A 20,141-nucleotide genomic window follows, 5' to 3' on the forward strand; every position below is an offset into this window, starting at 1 on the left:
ATGAAGTTCACGCTTAAAGACTACCAGCGCGACGCCGTCCGCGACACCTTGAACAACTTGGGTAAGGCTCGCCGCCTGTGGCATGGCGAGGCCGACAGGACGGCGTTCTCACTGACTGCGGTAACCGGTGCGGGCAAGACCGTGATGGCCGCTGCGACGTTTGAGGCGCTGTTTCACGGTGACGATGAGTTCAATTTTGATGCCGATCCCGGCGCAGTGGTGATCTGGTTTAGCGACGATCCTTCGTTGAACGAGCAGACCCGCTTTCGCTTCATCGAGGCCAGTGACCGCATCAACTACACCGATCTGGTGGTGGTGGAAAACAGTTTTAACAGGCCCAAGTTCCAGGCGGGCAAAATCTACTTTCTCAACACTCAGAAGCTCAGCAAGAACAGCTTGCTGGTGCGTGGCCATGATCCTGAAGAAATGGCGGCCAAGGTGGATGGGACGTTTCATGAAATGCGGCCTGACCTGCGTGCATACACGATTTGGGACAGCATCCAGAACACCATTGAAGACCCGGATTTGACGCTCTATCTGGTGCTGGATGAGGCGCACCGTGGCATGGGTGCGCAGACGGCCGCCAGCCAGAACGCCAAGAGCACTATCGTTCAGCGGCTCATCAATGGCGTGGGCAGCGTGCCCGGTATCCCGGCGGTTTGGGGTATTTCGGCCACGGTGGAGCGGTTCAACAAGGCGATTGAGTCGGCAGGCAAGCACGTCAAGCTGCCCAATGTGGAAGTTGATGCGTCCAAAGTGCAGGAGTCGGGCCTTATCAAGGACACCATCCTGCTGGATATTCCAGACAATGTCGGTGATTTCGATACCGTGCTGGTGCGGCGTGCGACCGATAAATTGAAGGAATCCAGCCTTGCCTGGGGAGCTTATTCCAAGCAGCAGCAGGAAGCCCATGTTGTCGTGCCGTTGATGGTTTTGCAGGTTCCCAACACGCCTGACCCCGATGAAATCGGGCGGGCGCTGGATACCATTTTCGAGCGCTATCCTGAGTTGCCTTCTGCCAGCGTGTCGCATGTTTTCGGGGATCACACCACGCAGCGCTTCGGCAACCGCGACGTGCCCTACATCGAGCCGCAGCGGGTTGAAGAATCGACGTGGGTGCGGGTTCTGATAGCCAAGGATGCCATTAGCACAGGCTGGGATTGCCCGCGTGCAGAGGTCATGATTTCTTTCCGCGCGGCCAGCGACAAGACCCACATCACACAGTTGTTGGGCCGTCTGGTGCGTTCGCCGTTGGCTCGCCGCATTCCAGGTAACGACCGCCTGAACGCGGTGGACTGCTTGCTGCCGAAGTTCAATCGCAAAGCTGTGGAACAGGTGGTCGATGAGTTGACGACAGGAAGCGAGGCGGCAACGCCTGGGCGCGTCTTGATCGACTACATTGAAGTGCGACCGAACCCTGCTATTTCGACTGCCGTGTGGGAAGCATTCGAGGCGTTGCCGTCGCAAACGCGCCCGCAGCGTGGTGCCAAGCCTGCGGTCAGGTTGACTGCGTTGGCACATGAGTTGGCGTCAGATGAGATTCTGTCCGGGGCAGGCAGGCTGGCCCACGCCGAGATGCACGCAGTCCTGGATAAGTTTCAGGCCGACAACGAAGCCAAGATCAAGATCAAGCGGCAGTCCGTGTTGGTTGTGGATGGCAAGACTGTGAAAGCCGACATGCGGGGCCAGGGCCGGAGTTTGGAACAGTTCTGGGAAGATGCCGACGTGGCAGTGATCGACGATGCCTACCGCCGCTCAGCACGCATCTTCAGCCCGGCGATTGCCCATTCGTATGTTGACCATCTGGCGAGTCGAGAATCCGACCGCGAAGATGACCCGGAAGCGTTCTTGGAAGCCATTGTCGAAGCCCGCGTAACCGTTGCTGGTTTGGGGTTGGTTATGGAGGCGCAGGCTTATTTCGATGCCGAGGCCGATAAGCTGGCGAAGGACTGGTTGGCCAAGTATGCGGCGCAGATCAAGACGCTAAGCGATGATCGAAGGGAGTCCTATAGGCAGATCATCGAAATGAGCACGGAGCCGCAGGACGTGGGCTTGCTGAAGCCTGAAGCCCGTTATGAGGCGACCAAAGCGAACGAAAACGGCAAGGTAAGAGTGCTCACGGTCTGGGATAGCCACTTGCTGTGCGAACAAACTGGCAAGTACCCGGCTGAACTGAATGACTGGGAGCGGACGGTTGTCGAGACTGAATCGGCGAGGCCGGGGTTCTCTTTCTGGTATCGAAATCCGCAGCAGCCAGGGCAATCTTCGCTCGGCATCGCCTATGAGAAGGTCGGTGAGTATGGGATTGTTCGCCCAGACTTTCTGTTCTTTGCCGAGCAGGATGGCTCCCTTGTAGTCGACCTGGTTGATCCGCATGGGCTGCATTTGAGCGATGCGCTTGCCAAGCTGCAAGGTTTGGCGCTGTACGCCGCAAATCACCCTGATGTTTATCGCCGGATGGAGTCCATCGCCCAGGTGAAAGCAAACGGCAAACTGCGCGTGCTCGACTTGAAACGGCAGGAAGTGCGGGATGCGATTGCTGTCGCCCAGGATGCTGAAGTGTTGTTCAGCAGCGGCCTGGCTGGTGACTACTAGTGATCTGGCAAGTGGAATTGGCTAATCAGCTCAGCGGCTATTGGTGCCACTGCATATGAAACTGCATAACGAAACCGAACCGTTTTTCATCACTGAGAGCGTGGCGGCCGAGATGATAGCCGCCAGCTACGAATTCGAGCCGCCGAGCCATGCCCTGAGGCCCCTCCTCTCCTGAATCAGTAGGCAGGTGTGATAGACCGGGGTAATGGAGTTCTCATAAGGCAACGACTTGAGACAACTCCATGGATTGGCGAACGGGATCATCACAGGCCTGCATCATGTGTCAATTTGCAGAATGTTTCCTACCTCACAACAAAAAACCTTCGTGCCGGCTTGAGGAGTCGCCCCTCGCCCTCCGAAGCTCCGGCCATACTAGATACCAGCCGTCCGACTGCAACTGCTTTCGTGTGGATAGACTCGTTCTTAACAATTATTTCCTCTCACTCCGTACCATTAAGTGCCACAATAGCCCAATCTGATTACTTATCTAATAAGGCACCTCTCAATTTTCATTAATTAAGTACTGTTTTTTAATTACATATATACTTACAACTTACTCTTAATGAATCCGCCAATTGAAAAATACCATGACGCCGAGCCCTATAAACAGCATTGGCGAACGCTTACTTATCGCACGTAAGAAACGCGGCCTTTCCCAGGAAGCATTGGCCAACCTGCTCGATCCCCCCCTGAGCCAAAGCGCTATCGCCCATATTGAAAACGGCCGCAATGAGTCCTCGCGTCACATCGTTTGGATTGCTGCAGCCCTTCACGTCCGTGCTGAATGGCTTGTCACTGGCAAGGGAGAGATGTTTGAGGTGGAATGGCCATGGCCGGATACCCCTAGATATACAGTGGTGGAACTGCCTGCCCCCGTTCTGGAAGATATCGGTGACTACATCAAGATGAAGATCGGCCAACAAGCCAAAAACACCAAAGATGACCATTAAGCATCACTAGCTAATCTGTTGGATTAAGCCCTCAGCTGCCGTCCAGATACAAAAGAAAACAATAAAAAATACCCGAAGCGCCCTGCGTTCCACAGTGAACCAGGGCGTTTCTTTTTGTCTCAACTCAAACCATATTTTTTGACTTTCCGACGTTTTTACTCTTCTATATGGTCAATTCTAATTACTTATGTATTGACTCTGTTTAGTAGATACGTAATGATTACAACAACCCTGCTCTTTAACAACACAACACCGATAAATACCGCGTCCTGCCCGACAACGGGCGGTGCGAGTGCGCGGCTACCCGTGTCGTCAGCATCATGCGGGGCGACAAGCACCTGGGTAGGAGTAAAGCAGGTGAAAAATCATTTCTCTCTTGGGCTGGTAGCGACTGGCATAAACCGAGAGAAGTAATGACGATCCGTGACAACGGACGCCGGTACTGCCAAAGGCAGGCCACATTCGATGGATGGCGCGTAATCCATTGATGACAGCGGCAAAGACCGCAGTTTTCAGCATCCCGACGAACCACAATAGTGGGCCAGCGGCGGGCTCTACCGAAAATGATCCAAGCAACTGGTTCCCATCGCGGCATCTTGGCGAACCAATCACGAAGGCGCTGGCCGCGCCTGCTTTGGAAAGCATCTTGGGTCATACCATCCAGGGTGCTTCCCAAGGTTTAACGGAGGAAAAAATGCAGCAACATTCCCAGCAACAGCCTTCTGACCATTCAGTAGGCAGAAACGAAGTCTCGCAGCCGTCCGACCAAGCACTTCTCTACCGAATACGTACTGCCGAAGCCAAACTCGGGGTTTCCAGGTCCACGATCTATCGACTCGTGAACGAAGGCCAGCTGGTACTAATCAAGATTGGAAAGCGATCCAGCGGTATCACGGCAGCAAGTGTGCATGCTCTCATCGAGCGCAATAAGGCTCTCGCCTACTGAGCCTTGCATCCAGGTTCCTCTGGGATACCCATGACCCACCGGCGCACTGCGCTCGTGGGTCGTTTTCTTACACTGAGCTGCCCACCAGGCAGCAAATCACTCCCGACGAGTACTGCGTCTTAGGGAGAAACAACCAGGAGTCATTCGATGACAACCGAAGAGCAACTGATTGAACGGTACGGACCGTTATTGTCTTTGATAGATTTATCCGAGCTGCTGAAGCGTAGCCCTGATGGGCTACGGATCTCGTTACGAAGCCAAACCGAATTCGCCGAGCAATGGAATGCCGCACGGCGGAAAGTGGGTCGGCGTGTGTACTTTCGTGCAAGCGTTGTCGCCGAGTTGATTGACACCGCATAGCGTCTATTTATAGATACTGAACTCCTGCCGTAAGTAAATATCGGGAAATTCCGGATAGTTCAAAAGTGATGAATACGCCATCATCTCTAAGAACGGATTCGCTGTTAAGCGAGTGATTTCCCCAATCTGATTAATACAGTGCCGGAACTTCAATAGCCCAACAAACTGATTTGATTTCGTTCTATTTTTAACCCATGGTTAGCAATTCACCACCCTATCTAATCAAACGGCTGGAATCCAGCTTTCCACGCTGGGCCCAGTCGGAGGCCCAGTCAAGGGCCCAGCTCTTCAATTCCCTCAGGAAAATTGTCCGAAAAATGTTACTTATTTCAGACAACCCTTTTAAATGTCCGAAAAACATGTCATTCTTCGGACATGAAAAGTGCGCCCCAAGGCTCCGACCTCAAATCTCAGGTCATCAACCGGATCACGTCCAGCTCAGATGAAGTCTGGACTCCCGGAGACTTTGTTGATCTTGGGAATCGTTCTACCATCGACAAAACGCTACAGCGCCTGGTCAACGCGGGCGAACTGCGTCGCATTGACCGTGGCCTTTATGACTTGCCACGCAAAAATGCGCTGACTGGCCAGCTCACGGCCCCCGACTATCGGGCAGTAATCAGGGCGGTTGCTCGCAGGGATCAGGCCCGTACCGTTGTGGACGGAATGACTGCCGCCAACGATTTGGGCTTCACTACCGCAGTACCAGCGCGGATTGAAGTGTTGATTGATGCCCGGCTCAAACCCATCAAACTCGGCAAACAGGAAATCCATTTCAAGTACGCAGCGCCCAGCCGCCTCTATTGGGCCGGCCGGCCAGCGATGCGCGTCGTACAGGCCCTCTATTGGATGCAAGATATGTTGTCCGAGGACACCGAGCGTCAACGTATCCGAGTCAGCTTGCTACGTTTACTCAACGACCCTCAGCACGGCAAGGCAATCAAGGACGATTTGCGCTTGGGGCTCTCCACGCTGCCTATATGGATGCAGACGTTTCTGCGTGGGCTGCTGATGCCGGCACATTCTAACGAGGTAGACACATGAGCACATCGGCGTATCAACAGATCATCAGTGCCTTGCCACGAGACAGACAGGATCTGTTTCTCACGACGGCCAACCGGCTGGGCACACCTATCGGTAATGTTGAAAAAGACTTCTGGGTCTGCTGGACACTGAACGCGCTGTATCACGAGCGGCCTGCTGCAGGGCCACGGCTGCTGTTCAAGGGCGGCACATCATTGTCGAAAGCCTATGACCTGATTCAGCGATTCTCCGAAGACATCGATGTCACGGTCTTCCGTGATGACTTGGATGCCGCCGCGTCAGTAGAAGAGTTGGAGGAATTTTCAAGCAAGAAGCGCCGCGCCAGGCTTAATGCCATCCGTGACGCTTGCCGCGCCTACATCACCGGCCCACTGCATGCCTTTCTCAGCGAGCAGATTGCCGATGCAACCCGCGGCACCGGGCGCATCGAGATCGATCCTGCAGATCCTGACGGCCAGACCCTGCTGGTCTGGTATCCCGAAGTTGAACCTCGGGATGGTGCTTACGTGAGACCTGCGGTACGGATCGAGTCCGGCGCGAAGTCAGCGCTTGACCCGAACAACCCTGTCAAGATTCAGCCATACATCGCCGAGGAGGTGCCGGGACTGGATCTGGCCGTTCACGATGTAACCACCATCGTTGCCGCACGTACGTTCTGGGACAAGGTGGTGATTACCCACGGCTTGCGCCGCTGGTACGATCGACGAGGCATCCTCCGGCAAGAGGGGCAACGCGTCTCGCGGCACTACTACGATCTGCATTGCCTATTTGGATCAGAGTCCAGCAGGTCCGCAGTCGAGAGCCCCGAGCTAGGCACTGACTGCGTTCGCCATGCGCGGATGTTTTTCAATCGCCCGGACTACGATCTTGCTTCAGCTACTGTCGGCAGCTTTGCCATTGCACCGTCTGACGCTATGATCGATGCGCTCCGGCGTGACTACGCCAACACGACCGCCATGATCTTCGGTCCCGCGCCGGACTTCGATGAAGTCTTGGCATCCATGAGAAAAATCGAGCAACGCATCAATCGCGGCCCGGCATGAGATGGGTAAACCTCTCAACAATCCGGATGGCGCCCACTAACCAGTAGCTCGTCGCAGACATGACTGTACCGAACTGTACTGCCGCACCTTATTTCAGTACAGTACAGGTACACTGACCAGTTCTACCGGATTTCGCAAAAATACGCTAACCGATTGATTAGTAAATTCTTTCACCTATTTAAACCTACACTCACCTTCGCACCACTTCCTTATACAGACACCGTAACGCGCCAACTCAAAATCCCCCGCCGCAAGGCGTGCCGGTTCGATTCCGGCCCCGGGCACCAACCCGAATTCCAAGAAGTTCCAAGAAAGTCCAGTAAGCCCGCATCTCTCCCAGAGGAATGCGGGTTTTCTTTCTATGGACGGCTACCGCAATCCACCAAAATCCATTGCTTTTGTGCCCTTTTTTGTGTACCTTATTAATAAGGTACACAAGGAGGCTCTTCGTATGCCCAAGCTAGCAACTCCCCTTACCGCGCTTGCCGCCAAAAAGTACAAACCCAAAGCCACCGACTACAGCGTACCCGACGGAAACGGGCTGTACTTGCTTGTCGCTGCCTCGGGGAAAAAATCGTGGCAAGTGCGCTACAAGACGCCTGAAGGCAAAGGTCTACGCGTAACCATCGGAGATTATGGCGACATCTCTACAGATGGCCCGGCCCCTATGTTAACCCTTCAAGACGCGCGTAGTCGTGCCGACGAAGTCCACCTCGCGGCCCGTACCCACCAGCCTATCATCGGCGTCAGAGTCGGCAAACAGCTCGCTCGCCAGAACAAGACCCTGGAAGAACTCGAACGCGAACAGCAAGAAAGCACCGCTCGGGCACGCTCATTCGCCGTGGTGTCCGAAGCTTGGTTAAAACTATATGAGCCTACAGTCGTTAACAGCACATACAGCAAAGCAAGGTTAATCATCCAGGACTACCTCCAGCCACGTATCGGCACAGTCGATATGGCGATCCTTAGCCGCAAGGATGTCGTGCCGATTATCCGCGAAATGGGGGGTACTGTTCCCAGCTTGGCACGCACGGTTCCACGATACGTCAACATGCTAGTGGAGTACTGCATCGACGAAGAGATCAGACCTGAGCACACCCAATTGACCTTTACATCGGTCACTCGCAAATTGCCAAAATCGGGAAAGTTGCCGGCCGCCTTGGACGAGGAACGACTGGGCGCACTATTAAGAGCTATCCACGGGTACGAGAATATTGTCATTCGGCGCGCACTATTGCTCTGCGCCTGGACCGCGCACCGTCCCGGCATCATCGCCACCGCTCGCTGGTCGGAAATCAATTTGAAGCGCGCCGAATGGGCAGTGCCCGCCCTGGAAGAGGGTCAGTTTAAGGGTAATGGCGAAGCCATACGCCGGATGAAGCTGGGTGTCGAACATGTTGTGAGCCTGCCGCGCCAGGCGTTAGCCATGCTTCAGGAAATGAAGGCAATCAGCGGCGGTGCCGAGTATGTATTCCCAGCAACAGGCAAGGTTCGAAATCCCCATACTCACCGCGACGCGCTGTCGCGTGCGTTGCGACTCATGGGCTTTCAAGGCAAACACTGCACCCATGGCTTCAGGGCAACGCTACGTACGATGGCGCGAGAACGTTTAGGTCTGGAACGTGACGAGCTCGAAGCCCAGTTAGCTCATACTAAACGCTCAGCGAACGGGGACTCATATGATCGCACCACATTTACCGCCCAAAGAGTGAAGATCATGCAGGCTTGGGCAGATTACTTAGACGAAATGGCGTTTGACAACGGGCATTGAACCCATTCATTTTGAAAGTAAGGGGCTGGCCCAAATACTTTCCGAGGCGGGCCGAGAACAAGGTTCGAGGGTGCTATGCCGCCACCTGTTAGCAAAGCCACATCGAAATCTGTCCGATCAATCGATCGTCGATATCATCACACCCTCTAACAGACACCTAGTAGTGAACAGATGAGGCTTGGGTAGCCAATGCGCGTTCGATGAATCTAAGCGCCTCGGACGATGCATGGCTGCGGACCGTCAACACATAGGTGGTCAGAACCTCAGCGTCACCGACGAACGGCCTGGCCACCACACCGGCTCCCCGTGCCGCGTCAATCCAGGAACGAGCGGCGAACCCGATTCCGTATCCCGCCGCCACCAAAGTAGCCATGAAGGAAAAACTCTTGGCGTGAGCCTCGACTTGCGGCGTGATGGCAGCGGCGTCAAGTAAAGCCACAGCATGGCGATACATTGCCGCGCAGGCGTCGGGATGCCACATGATCATAGGATAGCCCGTCAGAACAGGCAGCGGGATGACTGGATAGGCCAGCAATGGCGAGCGCGCTGGCAGCGCGACCGCCAGTTCGTCATGCCAGAGCGGCTGCATCTTCAGGCCCTGTTCGGCCCCCGCATCAAGGGTAAATCCGAGTTCGTAGCGTCTGTCTTTCAGACCCGCGATTTGCTCTGCCGGGGCAACCTCAGACAGTGCGACGGGCGTTTCAGGCTCCTCTATGCGCTGGCGAGCAAGAAGCGTTGCCAGCTGTGCGTGGGTCGCGCCGAACGATATGGCGATTCGCAAAGGTCGCCGATCAGCGTTGGAGGGCATCTTGTTCTCCTTGTTCGCAGAGGACTGTCGCTCTTCGTTAAAAGCCGGAATAGTGCCAAAGTTTTTGCTAAAGCTGAACTAGCCGGACGGCCACCTGGTTGACAGACCGAGGGGTATTGCATCAAGGCTCATGCCTCCAGCTACCGCTTATTGTTTTCTCCTCAAACCAAAAACCTGGTTCAACACTTCGTTTGCATCCTCTTCGCTCCATTTCCAAGTCCGGGATTTAACGGACGAGTCCGCGTTTAACGGCAACGGTCCAGGGATTAGCGGAAAACGACAACGTAACCCCAAAAGTAAGGCCTAAATCTTATCATGAGTTAAATTTAACGTGGTTTGATTTATGCCGCCATACGAAGCTTCTGTAGATGCAGAAGCTTATTATTCAACGAGGCCGGCCCGCCGGCACCACCACCTATGAAGCAGGACCAGCCATTGCGTTTGGCATGGCCGTGCGAACGGCGAGAACAGAGCTGGGTACCGCTCAGGAGACACTCGCCAACCTAGCAGGCATCGAGCGTTCGCATATGGGGAAGATCGAGCGTGGCGAGCATATGCCGAACCTAGCGATGATCCTGCGTATTGCCAGAGCACTGAACAGAAGCGCAAGTGAACTGATCGCGGCCACCGAGAAGAATCTCCAGGCGGCGGCCAACGCAACCGAGAAGTAATTCTGCTACGGCAATGGCATGCCGTCTACATCTCTTGGTTGTATTCGCTCGATAAAGCGACTCAGTGGTTCAGAAATTTCAGTCTGAGGATATAGCAGATAGGTCATCAACTTCGCTTCATCCTGTAACCCTTGCAACGCCCGAGCCGCTACATCCGGGTGTCTGTACATGCCGATCTCGGTAGCGGTGACAAAGCACAGACCATAGCCCGCAGCCACCAGCGTCAAGGCAATGCTCAGGGAACTAGCGTGTCCGCTCACGACAGGTTCTACATTCACCGCACGCAACAATTTGGCGATCTGCTGCAGGTAGCCTTCGCACTCATGAGGATGGCACATCACCAACGGGTAGCGCAGCAATTCTTCCAGAGGGATCTGTGCGTGCACCAGCAAGGGATGGCGTGCAGCCATGGCCACCACCAGCGGATCACTCCAGACAGCACGAGCAACGATATCGTTTCCCGCTTCGGAGGAGCGAGCAAAGCCGGCGTCAAACGCGCCTTTCCGTAGCCCCCGCAACTGCTCGGCCAGTGGCACGTCGAACAAGCGGATCTCCACTTCAGGATCTTCCTCCCGGCAGCGCGCCAGCAGCGCTGCTAGTCGAGGTTCGGCGGCTCCATCAGAGACGGCGATACGCAGCGTACCGCGATAGCCCGATGCTGCCGCCTTAGCGCTCGCCGTAGCCTGATCGAGACTTGTAAATACCCGACGCACGTCCTGCAGAAAGACTTCACCTGCGGGGGTCAGGTGCGTGCCACGTCGGTTGCGCTTAAACAGCACCACACCCAATTCGTCCTCCATATCCTTGATGGTACGCGACAGCGGCGACTGCTCGATGTGCAGCCGCTCGGCGGCACGGGTGAAGTGCAGCTCCTCAGCCAAGACGATGAAGCAACGTAGATGGCGTAGTTCCATGCTAAATCGCCTTCGTCTGCCGACCTTGCCTCATGAGTTGATGTAACGCAACGTCACCACCACGACGCCGATCATGCACCCAACGATCAGCAACACGCCTATCCTCAACCCAATCAGCGCATGCCTCGCACCTCTGAGCAGCGATCCTAACTTTACAATACCTACGAACACCCCATTCAGTCGAGCGGTGTTGTAGATCCCGGAGGCCAATCTTGCATAGGCCGGATCGATCGTAGTGGTCACCACAACATTCAAGGTAGGCCAATAAATACTGGGTCCCGCCAATGTCGCCAACAAATTTCTTAAAAACTGTCCGATGCAAAATGGCCTCATCGTTGTACCGCAAGGTGATTAAAGGATGATACAAATGTCCACCAATGACTTAAATGGCACAACGCAGCACCATAAGATGTAAAGAACTCCAATACTGGTCAGCTATGGTCAAATCCGACGGAGTTGGACAAGTGCCATGAAACGCGCCACATCGAAAAACCGAGGAACGCCATAAAACACGATGGTAGTTTGATGGCGTTACTGCGGTTTAATCGCGGCCTTATTCAGAATGCATCTGGGTGGGCAGTGTCATTTCGAATATGATTAGATTTGCCGCTGATGTGGCACTGATCGATCCGCCATGCGCTTCAACGATGGATTTAACAATCGCCAATCCAAGCCCAGCACCCTCGCCACTACGCTGCCTCGAAGCGTCTGGCCGATAGAACCGATCAAAAAGATGTGGCAGATGCTCGGGCGATATGGCGGCTGCTGGATTCTCTACACTAAGCACGGCCTTGTTAGGAGCCGAACTTACCGACACCGTTACCACCCCTGCTTTAGGCGTATTACGAATGGCGTTGGACAATAAATTGCTTAAGGCACGACGAATCATAAGACGGTCGCCCTGCACACCAACGTCTGCCCCTACCAATGTGAGCGTCACCATGCGCTCCTCAGCCCAAGCCTCGAAATAATCAAACAGACTACGTACTTCAGCAGCCAAATCGACGATAACCAGCTCGGGCTTAAGTAATTTATTATCCGCTTGGGCCAGAAACAGCATGTCGCCCACCATTTTTGCCATACGTTCGTACTCTTCCAGATTCGAATACAGAATTTCGCGATACTGCTCAACACTACGTGCTTGGGAAAGGGCAACTTCCGTTTGTGTCTTCAAATTGGTGATCGGGGTACGCAGTTCATGGGCGATATCGGCCGAAAAATTGGAGAGCCGCCGAAAGACCCCTTCAATTCGCTCGAGCATGTCGTTGAACGATATCGCTAACTCGGTCAATTCGACAGGCACTGTCTCAGGGGCTAGCCGGATATGCAATTGGTCAGATTTAATGCGTCTAATTTCCCGGCTAATGCGTCGGATTGGCGCATGGCCTTGATAGACAGCAAGCCATGTTGCCAAAATCGCAATCAAGCAAGCAGCCACGGTAATAATTCTCAAGTAGCTGCGGAAGCTTTCAAGATAGTGCAAATGGAAATTGATGCCAGTCGCAACCGCTATGGTTAAGGGCTTTCCGTCTGGAAAGCCTTTTTGCATGAGTTGCACAACAGCACCTCTGTAGGTTTGCCCCTTATCTCGCCAGATTTTTACCGAGTCAAGATCTATCGTGTCCGTAATTGGAGCCAATCGTGCAAAACCATCAAGATTCGAATTAGGCGTAGCGTAAATCACATTTCCGGTAAGGTCCGATATGCGAAATTGCGCATTATGATGACCTGATATCGCCGCGGCCAGGCGTTGCCTCAGCGCATTTGATTCTTGACTGGCTGGTGGTCCGGAAAGTGACTTCGCCAGAGATTGAACAACAGCATTAAGTTCATCAACATCCTGCTGAACAAAGTGGCTATTAATGGATCGTTCGACCATCCATCCAAACGTAAGGAGCACCACTGTCATAACCGCGCCAATTGAGACAGTCAGGCGCAGGGCCAGAGACACAGGACGACGTGCCATCGTTCAGCTCGCGCTGCTAACATCAAGCATGTAACCCATACCGCGAACGGTATGGATTAGCTTGGGCTCAAAGGCGTCGTCGATCTTGGCGCGCAGGCGCCGAATCGCGACGTCAATGACGTTGGTATCGCTGTCAAAATTCATGTCCCACACCTGGGAAGCAATCAGGGAACGTGGCAACACCTCGCCTTGGCGGCGCACCAACAGTTCGAGCAACGCGAACTCTTTGTTGGTTAGATTAATACGTACCTCTTGTCGCGTTGCTCGCCGACGAGGGATGTCCAGCACGAGGTCGGCCACTTGCAATTGATCATTAAAGATTGACGTGGTTCCTCGGCGCAGTAAGGTACGTACCCGCGCGAGCAGTTCCGAGAAAGCAAAAGGTTTAATCAAATAATCGTCGGCGCCCAGTTCCAAGCCCTTGACTCGATCCTCCACGCTATCTCGCGCCGTCAAGAACAATACTGGTGTAGTCGATTTTGCTTCACGCAAGGCTTGAAGAATACGCCAACCGTCAACATCCGGCAGCATGACATCCAGGATGATCAAATCATAGTCTTCAGTCAGCGCAAGGTGATGCCCGTCCAGACCCGTACGAGCCAGATCGACCACAAAACCAGACTCCATCAAGCCCTGGCGCACATACTCGCCGGTTTTTATCTCATCTTCAACGACGAGTAGTTTCATAGGTCGCTCCTGCAAATTCCTTCTGTTTTACGCCTGAATCAAGGGCGGCGCTCTGACCTAGTATCGTCTGAGCTCATAGCAAGACTCTACCCACCCCAAGCTGACAGCACGATGACTGGTGAATTACAAAATTGTAATCCGCCGGTTCCAAACAAGTTTTTCTTGAACGCGGCAGCGCGGCAGCGCGGCAGCGCGGCAGCGCGGCAGCGCGGCAGCGCGGCAGCGCGGCAGTGAATTTTCTCAAGCGTTTGTGCAGGGATGTGCGAACTTTCCGTTCAAGAATGTAGTCAGCATCAGATAAAGCATTATCAGCATCGCGCCGAAGCGTGTCGAAAATGCATAGAAGTGTTTGAGTAAATGACTCAATGAGCGCTGATTGAAAACGACCTGCCGCCCTTAAGCGAAAAGGTCGAAGTGAACGGGAAAAATTAGGGCCAGTCCGTTTAATGTGTCTGACCCATTAAGCCTTGAGCACCGGCGTATACCCAACTTCTCGAATGGCGCGTTCGATGACATCCAGATTGGTTGCCCCATCGACGCGGACCAAATGTTGGGGAAGATCAATGTGAACGGATGCCGTCGGGACGGTTTCCTTAATGGCACGAGCGATCGTATGCACGCAATGGCCACACGTCATATCCTTCACTTCAAATTCAATCACTGCACTCTCCTAAAGTAATACTACAAGGACACTCTAAACCTTCCTACGGTGGCAATGTCAAGCTAGCCCTCAGCTATATTTACCCGTTATTACTAAATCATTGTCCGAGTTTTCCCAGGCAATCAAGATGACACCACCTCTGTTTCTGCGTCAGTAATGAAAAATTTCATCATCACGATCCAAGCAGTGACCCAACATGACAAACATGTAATTAAGGCGTAATCGGACTGACAGCCTTAGTTCGCTACAGTGCATTGAGTACTGCTCGTTTATCACTGTCGGGTAGATCTGAAGCAACCTGCCGATTTGAAGGAAACGATGATGAAATGTGATATGAAAACCATGATGAAGACGGCTTTTGGCCTAGCCGTCGTCGTCGCCGTGGCGTACGCGACTTTACCCGCCGCCCGTGGATGGATTACCGCTAGCGCCCCATTTTTATTCTTCTTGATTTGTCCCTTGATGATGTTTTTCATGATGAAAGGCATGCAGTCCTGCCACAAAGAGCAAAAGGTCGAAAACAACCAAGCCGATACCCCTTCCTCTAAACCATTGCTCGGCAACGCACCGCTCAAGGATTAGTTAGTCCGTAGCGCTCCCCCTACTCTACGCATGACGGATTCATGATGGGGGAAACAACCTGGATTAACGGACACCACGTAATGAATGCAAAAACGATTTTCACCGGGATGGCGGCGACAGCCCTGACCACGCTATTGACGTTCAACGGACTTGGCGTTGCAACCGCAAGTGCCGAGCCATCCGTAGCCGATACACAAGGGATGACGACTTTGGCAAAGGCAGCGCCGATTGAGCTCACCCACGTGCACGGGCTTGCCTATAGCGCAGACGGTAAACAGTTGCTTATCCCAAGCCATCATGGCATCGCAGCGTATGCCGATGGGCAATGGTCAAAGATGGCCGGGCCTGAGCATGATTACATGGGATTTGCCACCACCCGCGAGGCGTTTTACAGCAGCGGTCATCCCGCAGCAGGCTCGAACCTAATTAATCCGTTCGGTCTCATCAAAAGTACGGATGCAGGAAAAACCTGGCGGCAGTTGGGGCTGGAAGGAGAGTCCGATTTTCATACCTTGGCCACAAGCCATGAAACCAATGCGGTTTATGTCCTGAATTATGGGCCTAATACCCGGATGCCCCAAGCTGGCCTGTATATGACTCAAACAGACGGCCTGGCGTGGACGCGAGCAGCAGCTAACGGCCTGAAGGCCAAAGTTAACAGCTTGGCGGTGCACCCGCGCGATGCCAACGTCGTTGCCGTGGGCGCTGCCGACGGGTTGTACTTGTCTCGTGACGCGGGCAACCATTTTGAGCCATTGGTTCAGAGCATGCAGGTACTCGCGCAGTGGTTCGATCTGGATGGTGAGCACCTTTGGATTAGCAGTTACGCGAATTCTCCCGTGCTGAGTCGCATAGGCCTGAAGGACGGCGGAGCTATTGAAAAAATCAAGCTTCCTACACTGGACGAAGACGCGGTGGCCTTTATTGCTCAAAACCCTACCCGCCACGAAGAATTTGCTATTGCGACCTTCAAACGTAGTGCCTATATCACTCAAGATCGTGGTGCGACCTGGCTACAGATTGCTAAGGGTGGCTCGACGCTCGATAAGTAATCTCGTGGCATCGTATCGTTTGGCATCCACATAACGTAAAGCAATTTGGGTAATTTCATGAGTAATAAGCTGATAAAAATCATCGTTATCGCGCTGGCGGCGATTGGGCTCATAGCCGTTTTCGCTCTCGTCGGTATGGGAGCCATGATGTATTGGATGATGGGTACTTAATATGAACGTGACACGGTTAAGTTCCGCCCTCCCGCAGGCATCGGATCCACCCGTACAACCTAATGTGAAGAATACCCTTGCATTACAAAAATGTAATGCCAGCGTCATTGGGCCGACATGAGCGTTTCGTTAAAGTGCTAGTCATTAATTTAATTTGAAGCTTTGATCATCGAAGGATGATTGAAATCTACCTCTTTCGACTCTGGGATACGCTCACGTGAAACACCTGCTACCGCCCTCGCTTGCACTACCTATTCTGCCCCGTCGCCGATTCGTTCAGGGCCTTGCGGCCGGCGGTGTATTGTTGGGCTTATCGCCCTTCGCCCGAGCCGCCGGGGGTCCATCCGTCAAGACGAGCACCGGCTCGGCCGCTGTGCTGACAGGGACCGAGTTCAACCTGGAGATCGGTGAATCGCCCGTCAATTTCACCGGCAACCCACGCATGGCGACGACGGTGAATGGCTCGCTTCCTGCCCCAACGTTGCGTTGGCGCGAAGGCGATACGATCACCATCCGCGTCAAGAACCGTCTGAAGGAAGCCACCTCCATCCATTGGCACGGCATTATCCTGCCTTTTCAGATGGATGGCGTGCCAGGTATCAGTTTTACGGGCATCGCCCCAGGGGAAACGTTTACCTACCGATTTAAAGTCGAACAAAGCGGCACGTACTGGTATCACTCGCACTCGGGGATGCAGGAAGCGACCGGCGTTTATGGGGCGATCATTATCGACCCGGCACAAACCGACCCCATACGGGCGGATCGGGAGTACGTCGTTCAGCTCTCTGACTGGACCGACGAGGATCCGATGCGAGTCCTGGCCAAACTCAAGATGCAAGGCGACTACTACAACTACAATCAACCCACCGCCATTGATTTCTTCCAGGATGCCTCGCGAGATGGCCTGAAAGCGGCTATCGATAAGCGCAAGATGTGGAACGAGATGCGCATGAGTCCGACCGATTTGGCCGACCTGTCCGCTAACGTGCTGACCTACCTAATGAACGGCACGACACCAGCGGGCAACTGGACGGGGCTGTTTCAAGCCGGAGAACGGGTCCGCCTGCGCTTTATCAACGGCGCGGCCAACACCTTCTATGACGTGCGTATACCAGGCTTAAAGTTAACTGTGGTTCAGGCCGACGGCGTCAATGTCGAGCCTGTAACAGTGGACGAATTTCGCTTTGGTCCAGGGGAAACCTACGACGTACTGGTCGAGCCCAAAGACGATACCTATACCGTTTTTGCGCAAGCCATGGATCGCACTGGGTATGCACGGGGCACACTGGCTACGCGTGCCGGTCTCGAAGCGCCCGTACCCGCGCTTGACCCTGCGGAATGGCTCACCATGGCAGACATGATGGGTGCCATGGGTGGTGGCATGGCAGGAATGAGCCATGGCGCGTCCGGCCAATCGTCCATGGGCGGTATGAACCACGGCGCTATGGCAGGTATGGACCATGGCAGCATGCAGGGTATGAATCACGCAGGGATGGCTGGTATGGATCATGGCGCTATGGCAGCAACTGGCGCCAGCACCCAAGTGCGCCACGCCAGGACCGAATATGGTCCAAGCATCGATATGCGGGTCGACATGCCGCGCACCAACTTGGACGATCCCGGCATTGGGCTGCGCAACAACGGCCGCCGAGTATTGACGCTATCGGACTTGCACACCGTGGGCGGTGCGATGGATCCGCGCGGCGCAGAGCGTGAAATCGAGCTCCATTTGACCGGAAACATGGAGCGCTACACCTGGTCGTTCGACGGCGTGGAGTTCGGAAAGTCGACACCGGTACATTTCCGTTACGGCGAACGGGTCAGGGTCATATTGCACAACGACACCATGATGACGCACCCCATGCATTTGCACGGCATGTGGAGCGAACTGGAAACGCCCGATGGGCAATTCCAGGCACGCCGCCACACGATTCCGGTGCAGCCGGCGCAACGCATCAGCTTTCTCGTGACCGCCGATGCACTGGGTCGCTGGGCCTGGCATTGCCACCTGATGCTGCATATGGATGCGGGAATGTTTCGCGAAGTGGTGGTGGCATGAGCTCAATAAACGAGAAAAAGGGAATCTTGACCGTGAATACCCATATAAAAAAACGTATTCTTGGAGTCGCCATCGCAACGCTCGGCGCAACTCCGCTTTTTGCCTACGCCCAAGCGCATGACGCCCATAGTGGCCATACCGCCACGCCGGCCAGCTCGGCTCCTGCCGATGCAGCAAACATGCCTGGCATGGATCACAGCAAAATGAATATGCCTGGCATGGACCATGGCACCATGAATATGAAGTCAACCCCCGCAACTAAGCCAGCAGAGGCCATGCCGGGAATGAACCATGGCCAAGCCAACACAGCTCCGGCGGCCACTGCTCACGATATGGGAGCAATGGACACGAGCGGTGGCGGAATGGACCATGGCGATATGCAGATGCAGGGGGGCTCGGCCCCACCAGACGCCCGTGATCCGAATGCCTACTCCGATGGCTATGTACGTAATGCAGGCAAGTATGCGTTGCCACCGTCAGACGCGCTGATCATGTCGGACATGCACAATTTCGGCTCAGTCTACTTCGACCGGTTGGAGTACGTCAGGGCGCGAGGTGAGGAGTGGGCGGCCTATGAAGGGGAGGCCTGGTACGGCAGCACTTATAACCGCGCCGTCATTAAAGCGGAAGGCGAAGTCGCGAGCGGCAAGTTGCAGGAATCCGAAACGCAGTTGCTGTGGCGTCATGCGGTTTCAACGTTCTGGGATACGGAACTGGGCGTAAGATTCGACCATGCTCAGGGCGCGCCAAACCGAGAATGGCTGGCATTCGGGTTTAAAGGGCTTGCGCCTTACTGGTTCGAGGTCGATGCCACGGCGTACGTTGGCCCAAGCGGTCGAACTGCGCTAGGCCTAAGCGCAGAGTACGACATCTTGCTGACGCAGAAACTGTATCTTCAACCGAGCGTAGAGGTCAACTTTTACGGTAAGAACGATCCAGCGCGAGAGATTGGAAGCGGGCTATCGGATGGCACGGCCGGTCTGCGTTTGAAGTACGAAGTCACGCGTCAGTTTGTTCCCTACGTTGGCGTGGAGTGGTCCAGCAAATTCGGAAAAACGGCAGATTACGCACGTGCAGCGGGCGAGTCCAAGCAGGAAACCCGTTTCGTGGCCGGTTTGAGCTTTCGGTTTTAACTGTAACACCAGGGAACATCACGCCTGATGCCCTTATTTTTCCCTTATCCAAAGGTGATTTTTATGAAAAAGACATTATCGATACTGATATTAAGCACGTTACCCGCCCTGGCATTAGCCGCCGGAAGCCATGGTGGAGGTCATGAGATGAAAGACGGCACCATGATGCAAGGTCATGATATGTCCAGCATGAACAAAGGTGACTCGGCTGTGGGACAACCTGGCGACGCCGCCAAGGTCACGCGTACGATCGAGCTCGTCATGGACGATACCATGCGTTTTTCTCCAAGCGAGTTCAACGTGAAGCCCGGCGAGACGGTCCGTTTTTTCATGAAGAACAACGGCAGGATCCCGCATGAAATGGTGATTGGCTCCGTTGCGGAACTCAAAGAGCATGCCGCCATGATGCAAAAAATGCCGGGTATGAAACATGCCGAGCCCAATATGATCACGGTCAATCCTGGCCAAAAAGGTGGCCTCGTCTGGCAGTTTCCTCAGACCGGAACCGTTGACTTTGCCTGCCTTCTTCCTGGGCACATGGAAGCGGGCATGATTGGTAAGGTAAAAGTCGGATAAGGTGACGTAAAGGCGGCGCCTTATGGCCAGATTATTAATCCACTGCGTGATGGATTACTAGGCACAGTAGCTACAGTGCGTTCCCTCCAGAGCGGCAGCACTGCATATGCAGTGCTGCCAATGCTTATTTCTCCCACACGAATCACAGTCGA

Annotated in this window: 19 protein-coding genes; 14 read left to right on the forward strand and 5 right to left on the reverse strand. The window is 54.2% G+C overall.

Going from position 1 to position 20,141, the window contains the following annotated elements; genetic code table 11:
* From CR159_RS17345 to CR159_RS17380, 7 genes are all read left to right on the forward strand, one after another.
* The gene (locus tag CR159_RS17345) at positions 1 to 2,595 is read left to right on the forward strand and encodes a DEAD/DEAH box helicase (RefSeq protein ID WP_102075221.1); all 2,595 of its coding nucleotides are present in this window, start codon (positions 1 to 3) and stop codon (positions 2,593 to 2,595) included.
* Positions 2,596 to 3,170: 575 nt separating this feature from the next.
* Positions 3,171 to 3,545 carry a helix-turn-helix domain-containing protein gene (locus tag CR159_RS17355; RefSeq protein WP_143705477.1) on the forward strand — a complete coding sequence of 125 codons (375 nt, stop codon included), beginning with the start codon at positions 3,171 to 3,173 and terminating at the stop codon, positions 3,543 to 3,545.
* A 469-nt stretch (positions 3,546 to 4,014) separates the two neighbouring features.
* On the forward strand, positions 4,015 to 4,491 hold the full coding sequence (locus CR159_RS21955; protein ID WP_233208377.1) for a helix-turn-helix transcriptional regulator: 477 nt from the start codon (positions 4,015 to 4,017) through the stop codon (positions 4,489 to 4,491).
* A 147-nt stretch (positions 4,492 to 4,638) separates the two neighbouring features.
* Entirely contained in the window at positions 4,639 to 4,851 is a 213-nt protein-coding gene (locus CR159_RS17365) for a plasmid-related protein (protein ID WP_102075223.1), read from the forward strand.
* A gap of 375 nt (positions 4,852 to 5,226) precedes the next feature.
* Positions 5,227 to 5,895, forward strand: a complete 669-nt coding sequence (locus CR159_RS17370; protein WP_102075224.1) for a DUF6088 family protein — start codon at positions 5,227 to 5,229, stop codon at positions 5,893 to 5,895.
* Positions 5,892 to 6,938 (forward strand): nucleotidyl transferase AbiEii/AbiGii toxin family protein, encoded by a 1,047-nt coding sequence (locus tag CR159_RS17375; RefSeq protein WP_102075225.1) that lies wholly within the window; start codon positions 5,892 to 5,894, stop codon positions 6,936 to 6,938. The genes CR159_RS17370 and CR159_RS17375 overlap by 4 nt, the downstream gene beginning before the upstream one ends.
* Before the next feature lie 361 nt (positions 6,939 to 7,299).
* Positions 7,300 to 8,709, forward strand: a complete 1,410-nt coding sequence (locus tag CR159_RS17380) for a tyrosine-type recombinase/integrase (RefSeq protein ID WP_102075226.1) — start codon at positions 7,300 to 7,302, stop codon at positions 8,707 to 8,709.
* A gap of 157 nt (positions 8,710 to 8,866) precedes the next feature.
* Here CR159_RS17380 and CR159_RS17385 read toward each other — a convergent pair whose 3' ends face one another.
* On the reverse strand, positions 8,867 to 9,517 hold the full coding sequence (locus CR159_RS17385) for a LysR family substrate-binding domain-containing protein (protein ID WP_102075227.1): 651 nt from the start codon (positions 9,515 to 9,517) through the stop codon (positions 8,867 to 8,869).
* Between the two features lie 368 nt (positions 9,518 to 9,885).
* On the opposite strand from CR159_RS17385, the gene CR159_RS17390 reads away from it, so the two are divergent.
* Complete coding sequence (locus CR159_RS17390) at positions 9,886 to 10,188, forward strand: helix-turn-helix domain-containing protein (RefSeq protein ID WP_102075228.1); 303 nt, start codon at positions 9,886 to 9,888, stop codon at positions 10,186 to 10,188.
* A 5-nt stretch (positions 10,189 to 10,193) separates the two neighbouring features.
* On the opposite strand, the gene CR159_RS17395 is transcribed toward CR159_RS17390, so the two are convergent.
* From CR159_RS17395 to CR159_RS17410, 3 genes are all read right to left on the reverse strand, one after another.
* Entirely contained in the window at positions 10,194 to 11,102 is a 909-nt protein-coding gene (locus CR159_RS17395) for a LysR family transcriptional regulator (protein ID WP_102075229.1), read from the reverse strand.
* Positions 11,103 to 11,655: 553 nt separating this feature from the next.
* On the reverse strand, positions 11,656 to 13,068 hold the full coding sequence (locus CR159_RS17405) for a Cu(+)/Ag(+) sensor histidine kinase (RefSeq protein ID WP_102075231.1): 1,413 nt from the start codon (positions 13,066 to 13,068) through the stop codon (positions 11,656 to 11,658).
* A gap of 3 nt (positions 13,069 to 13,071) precedes the next feature.
* Positions 13,072 to 13,755, reverse strand: a complete 684-nt coding sequence (locus CR159_RS17410; protein ID WP_102075232.1) for a heavy metal response regulator transcription factor — start codon at positions 13,753 to 13,755, stop codon at positions 13,072 to 13,074.
* Positions 13,756 to 13,989: 234 nt separating this feature from the next.
* Between CR159_RS17410 and CR159_RS22360 the strand changes: the two genes are divergently transcribed.
* On the forward strand, positions 13,990 to 14,112 hold the full coding sequence (locus tag CR159_RS22360) for a four-helix bundle copper-binding protein (RefSeq protein ID WP_500796520.1): 123 nt from the start codon (positions 13,990 to 13,992) through the stop codon (positions 14,110 to 14,112).
* 103 nt (positions 14,113 to 14,215) lie between these two features.
* On the opposite strand, the gene CR159_RS17415 is transcribed toward CR159_RS22360, so the two are convergent.
* Positions 14,216 to 14,416, reverse strand: coding sequence for a heavy-metal-associated domain-containing protein (locus CR159_RS17415; protein ID WP_102075233.1), 201 nt, complete (start codon positions 14,414 to 14,416; stop codon positions 14,216 to 14,218).
* Positions 14,417 to 14,749: 333 nt separating this feature from the next.
* Here CR159_RS17415 and CR159_RS17420 point away from each other — a divergent pair, with 333 nt between their 5' ends.
* The 5 genes from CR159_RS17420 (at position 14,750) to CR159_RS17440 (ending at position 19,989) form a co-directional block, all read left to right on the forward strand.
* Complete coding sequence (locus CR159_RS17420) at positions 14,750 to 14,998, forward strand: DUF2933 domain-containing protein (protein ID WP_158238558.1); 249 nt, start codon at positions 14,750 to 14,752, stop codon at positions 14,996 to 14,998.
* 80 nt (positions 14,999 to 15,078) lie between these two features.
* Positions 15,079 to 16,050: a F510_1955 family glycosylhydrolase gene (locus CR159_RS17425; RefSeq protein ID WP_102075235.1), complete on the forward strand. Its 972-nt coding sequence runs from the start codon at positions 15,079 to 15,081 to the stop codon at positions 16,048 to 16,050.
* Positions 16,051 to 16,438: 388 nt separating this feature from the next.
* Complete coding sequence (locus CR159_RS17430; protein ID WP_233208378.1) at positions 16,439 to 18,280, forward strand: copper resistance system multicopper oxidase; 1,842 nt, start codon at positions 16,439 to 16,441, stop codon at positions 18,278 to 18,280.
* A complete protein-coding gene (locus tag CR159_RS17435) occupies positions 18,277 to 19,413 on the forward strand; it encodes a copper resistance protein B (protein WP_199173352.1) in 1,137 nt (378 codons plus the stop codon). The genes CR159_RS17430 and CR159_RS17435 overlap by 4 nt, the downstream gene beginning before the upstream one ends.
* 63 nt (positions 19,414 to 19,476) lie before the next feature.
* Positions 19,477 to 19,989 carry a cupredoxin domain-containing protein gene (locus tag CR159_RS17440; RefSeq protein WP_199173353.1) on the forward strand — a complete coding sequence of 171 codons (513 nt, stop codon included), beginning with the start codon at positions 19,477 to 19,479 and terminating at the stop codon, positions 19,987 to 19,989.
* Positions 19,990 to 20,141: the final 152 nt, after the last annotated feature.

The organism is Pollutimonas subterranea, assembly GCF_002849655.1.
In the GTDB taxonomy this organism is placed as follows: domain Bacteria; phylum Pseudomonadota; class Gammaproteobacteria; order Burkholderiales; family Burkholderiaceae_B; genus Pollutimonas; species Pollutimonas subterranea.

Coding starts and splice junctions, on each gene's coding strand:
- CR159_RS17345 (WP_102075221.1), top strand. CDS start 1: ATGAAGTTCACGCTTAAAGACTACCAGCGCGACGCCGTCCGCGACACC.
- CR159_RS21955 (WP_233208377.1), top strand. CDS start 4,015: ATGGCGCGTAATCCATTGATGACAGCGGCAAAGACCGCAGTTTTCAGC.
- CR159_RS17365 (WP_102075223.1), top strand. CDS start 4,639: ATGACAACCGAAGAGCAACTGATTGAACGGTACGGACCGTTATTGTCT.
- CR159_RS17370 (WP_102075224.1), top strand. CDS start 5,227: ATGAAAAGTGCGCCCCAAGGCTCCGACCTCAAATCTCAGGTCATCAAC.
- CR159_RS17375 (WP_102075225.1), top strand. CDS start 5,892: ATGAGCACATCGGCGTATCAACAGATCATCAGTGCCTTGCCACGAGAC.
- CR159_RS17380 (WP_102075226.1), top strand. CDS start 7,300: ATGGACGGCTACCGCAATCCACCAAAATCCATTGCTTTTGTGCCCTTT.
- CR159_RS17385 (WP_102075227.1), bottom strand. CDS start 9,517: ATGCCCTCCAACGCTGATCGGCGACCTTTGCGAATCGCCATATCGTTC.
- CR159_RS17390 (WP_102075228.1), top strand. CDS start 9,886: ATGCAGAAGCTTATTATTCAACGAGGCCGGCCCGCCGGCACCACCACC.
- CR159_RS17395 (WP_102075229.1), bottom strand. CDS start 11,102: ATGGAACTACGCCATCTACGTTGCTTCATCGTCTTGGCTGAGGAGCTG.
- CR159_RS17405 (WP_102075231.1), bottom strand. CDS start 13,068: ATGGCACGTCGTCCTGTGTCTCTGGCCCTGCGCCTGACTGTCTCAATT.
- CR159_RS17410 (WP_102075232.1), bottom strand. CDS start 13,755: ATGAAACTACTCGTCGTTGAAGATGAGATAAAAACCGGCGAGTATGTG.
- CR159_RS17420 (WP_158238558.1), top strand. CDS start 14,750: ATGAAAACCATGATGAAGACGGCTTTTGGCCTAGCCGTCGTCGTCGCC.
- CR159_RS17425 (WP_102075235.1), top strand. CDS start 15,079: ATGAATGCAAAAACGATTTTCACCGGGATGGCGGCGACAGCCCTGACC.
- CR159_RS17435 (WP_199173352.1), top strand. CDS start 18,277: ATGAGCTCAATAAACGAGAAAAAGGGAATCTTGACCGTGAATACCCAT.
- CR159_RS17440 (WP_199173353.1), top strand. CDS start 19,477: ATGAAAAAGACATTATCGATACTGATATTAAGCACGTTACCCGCCCTG.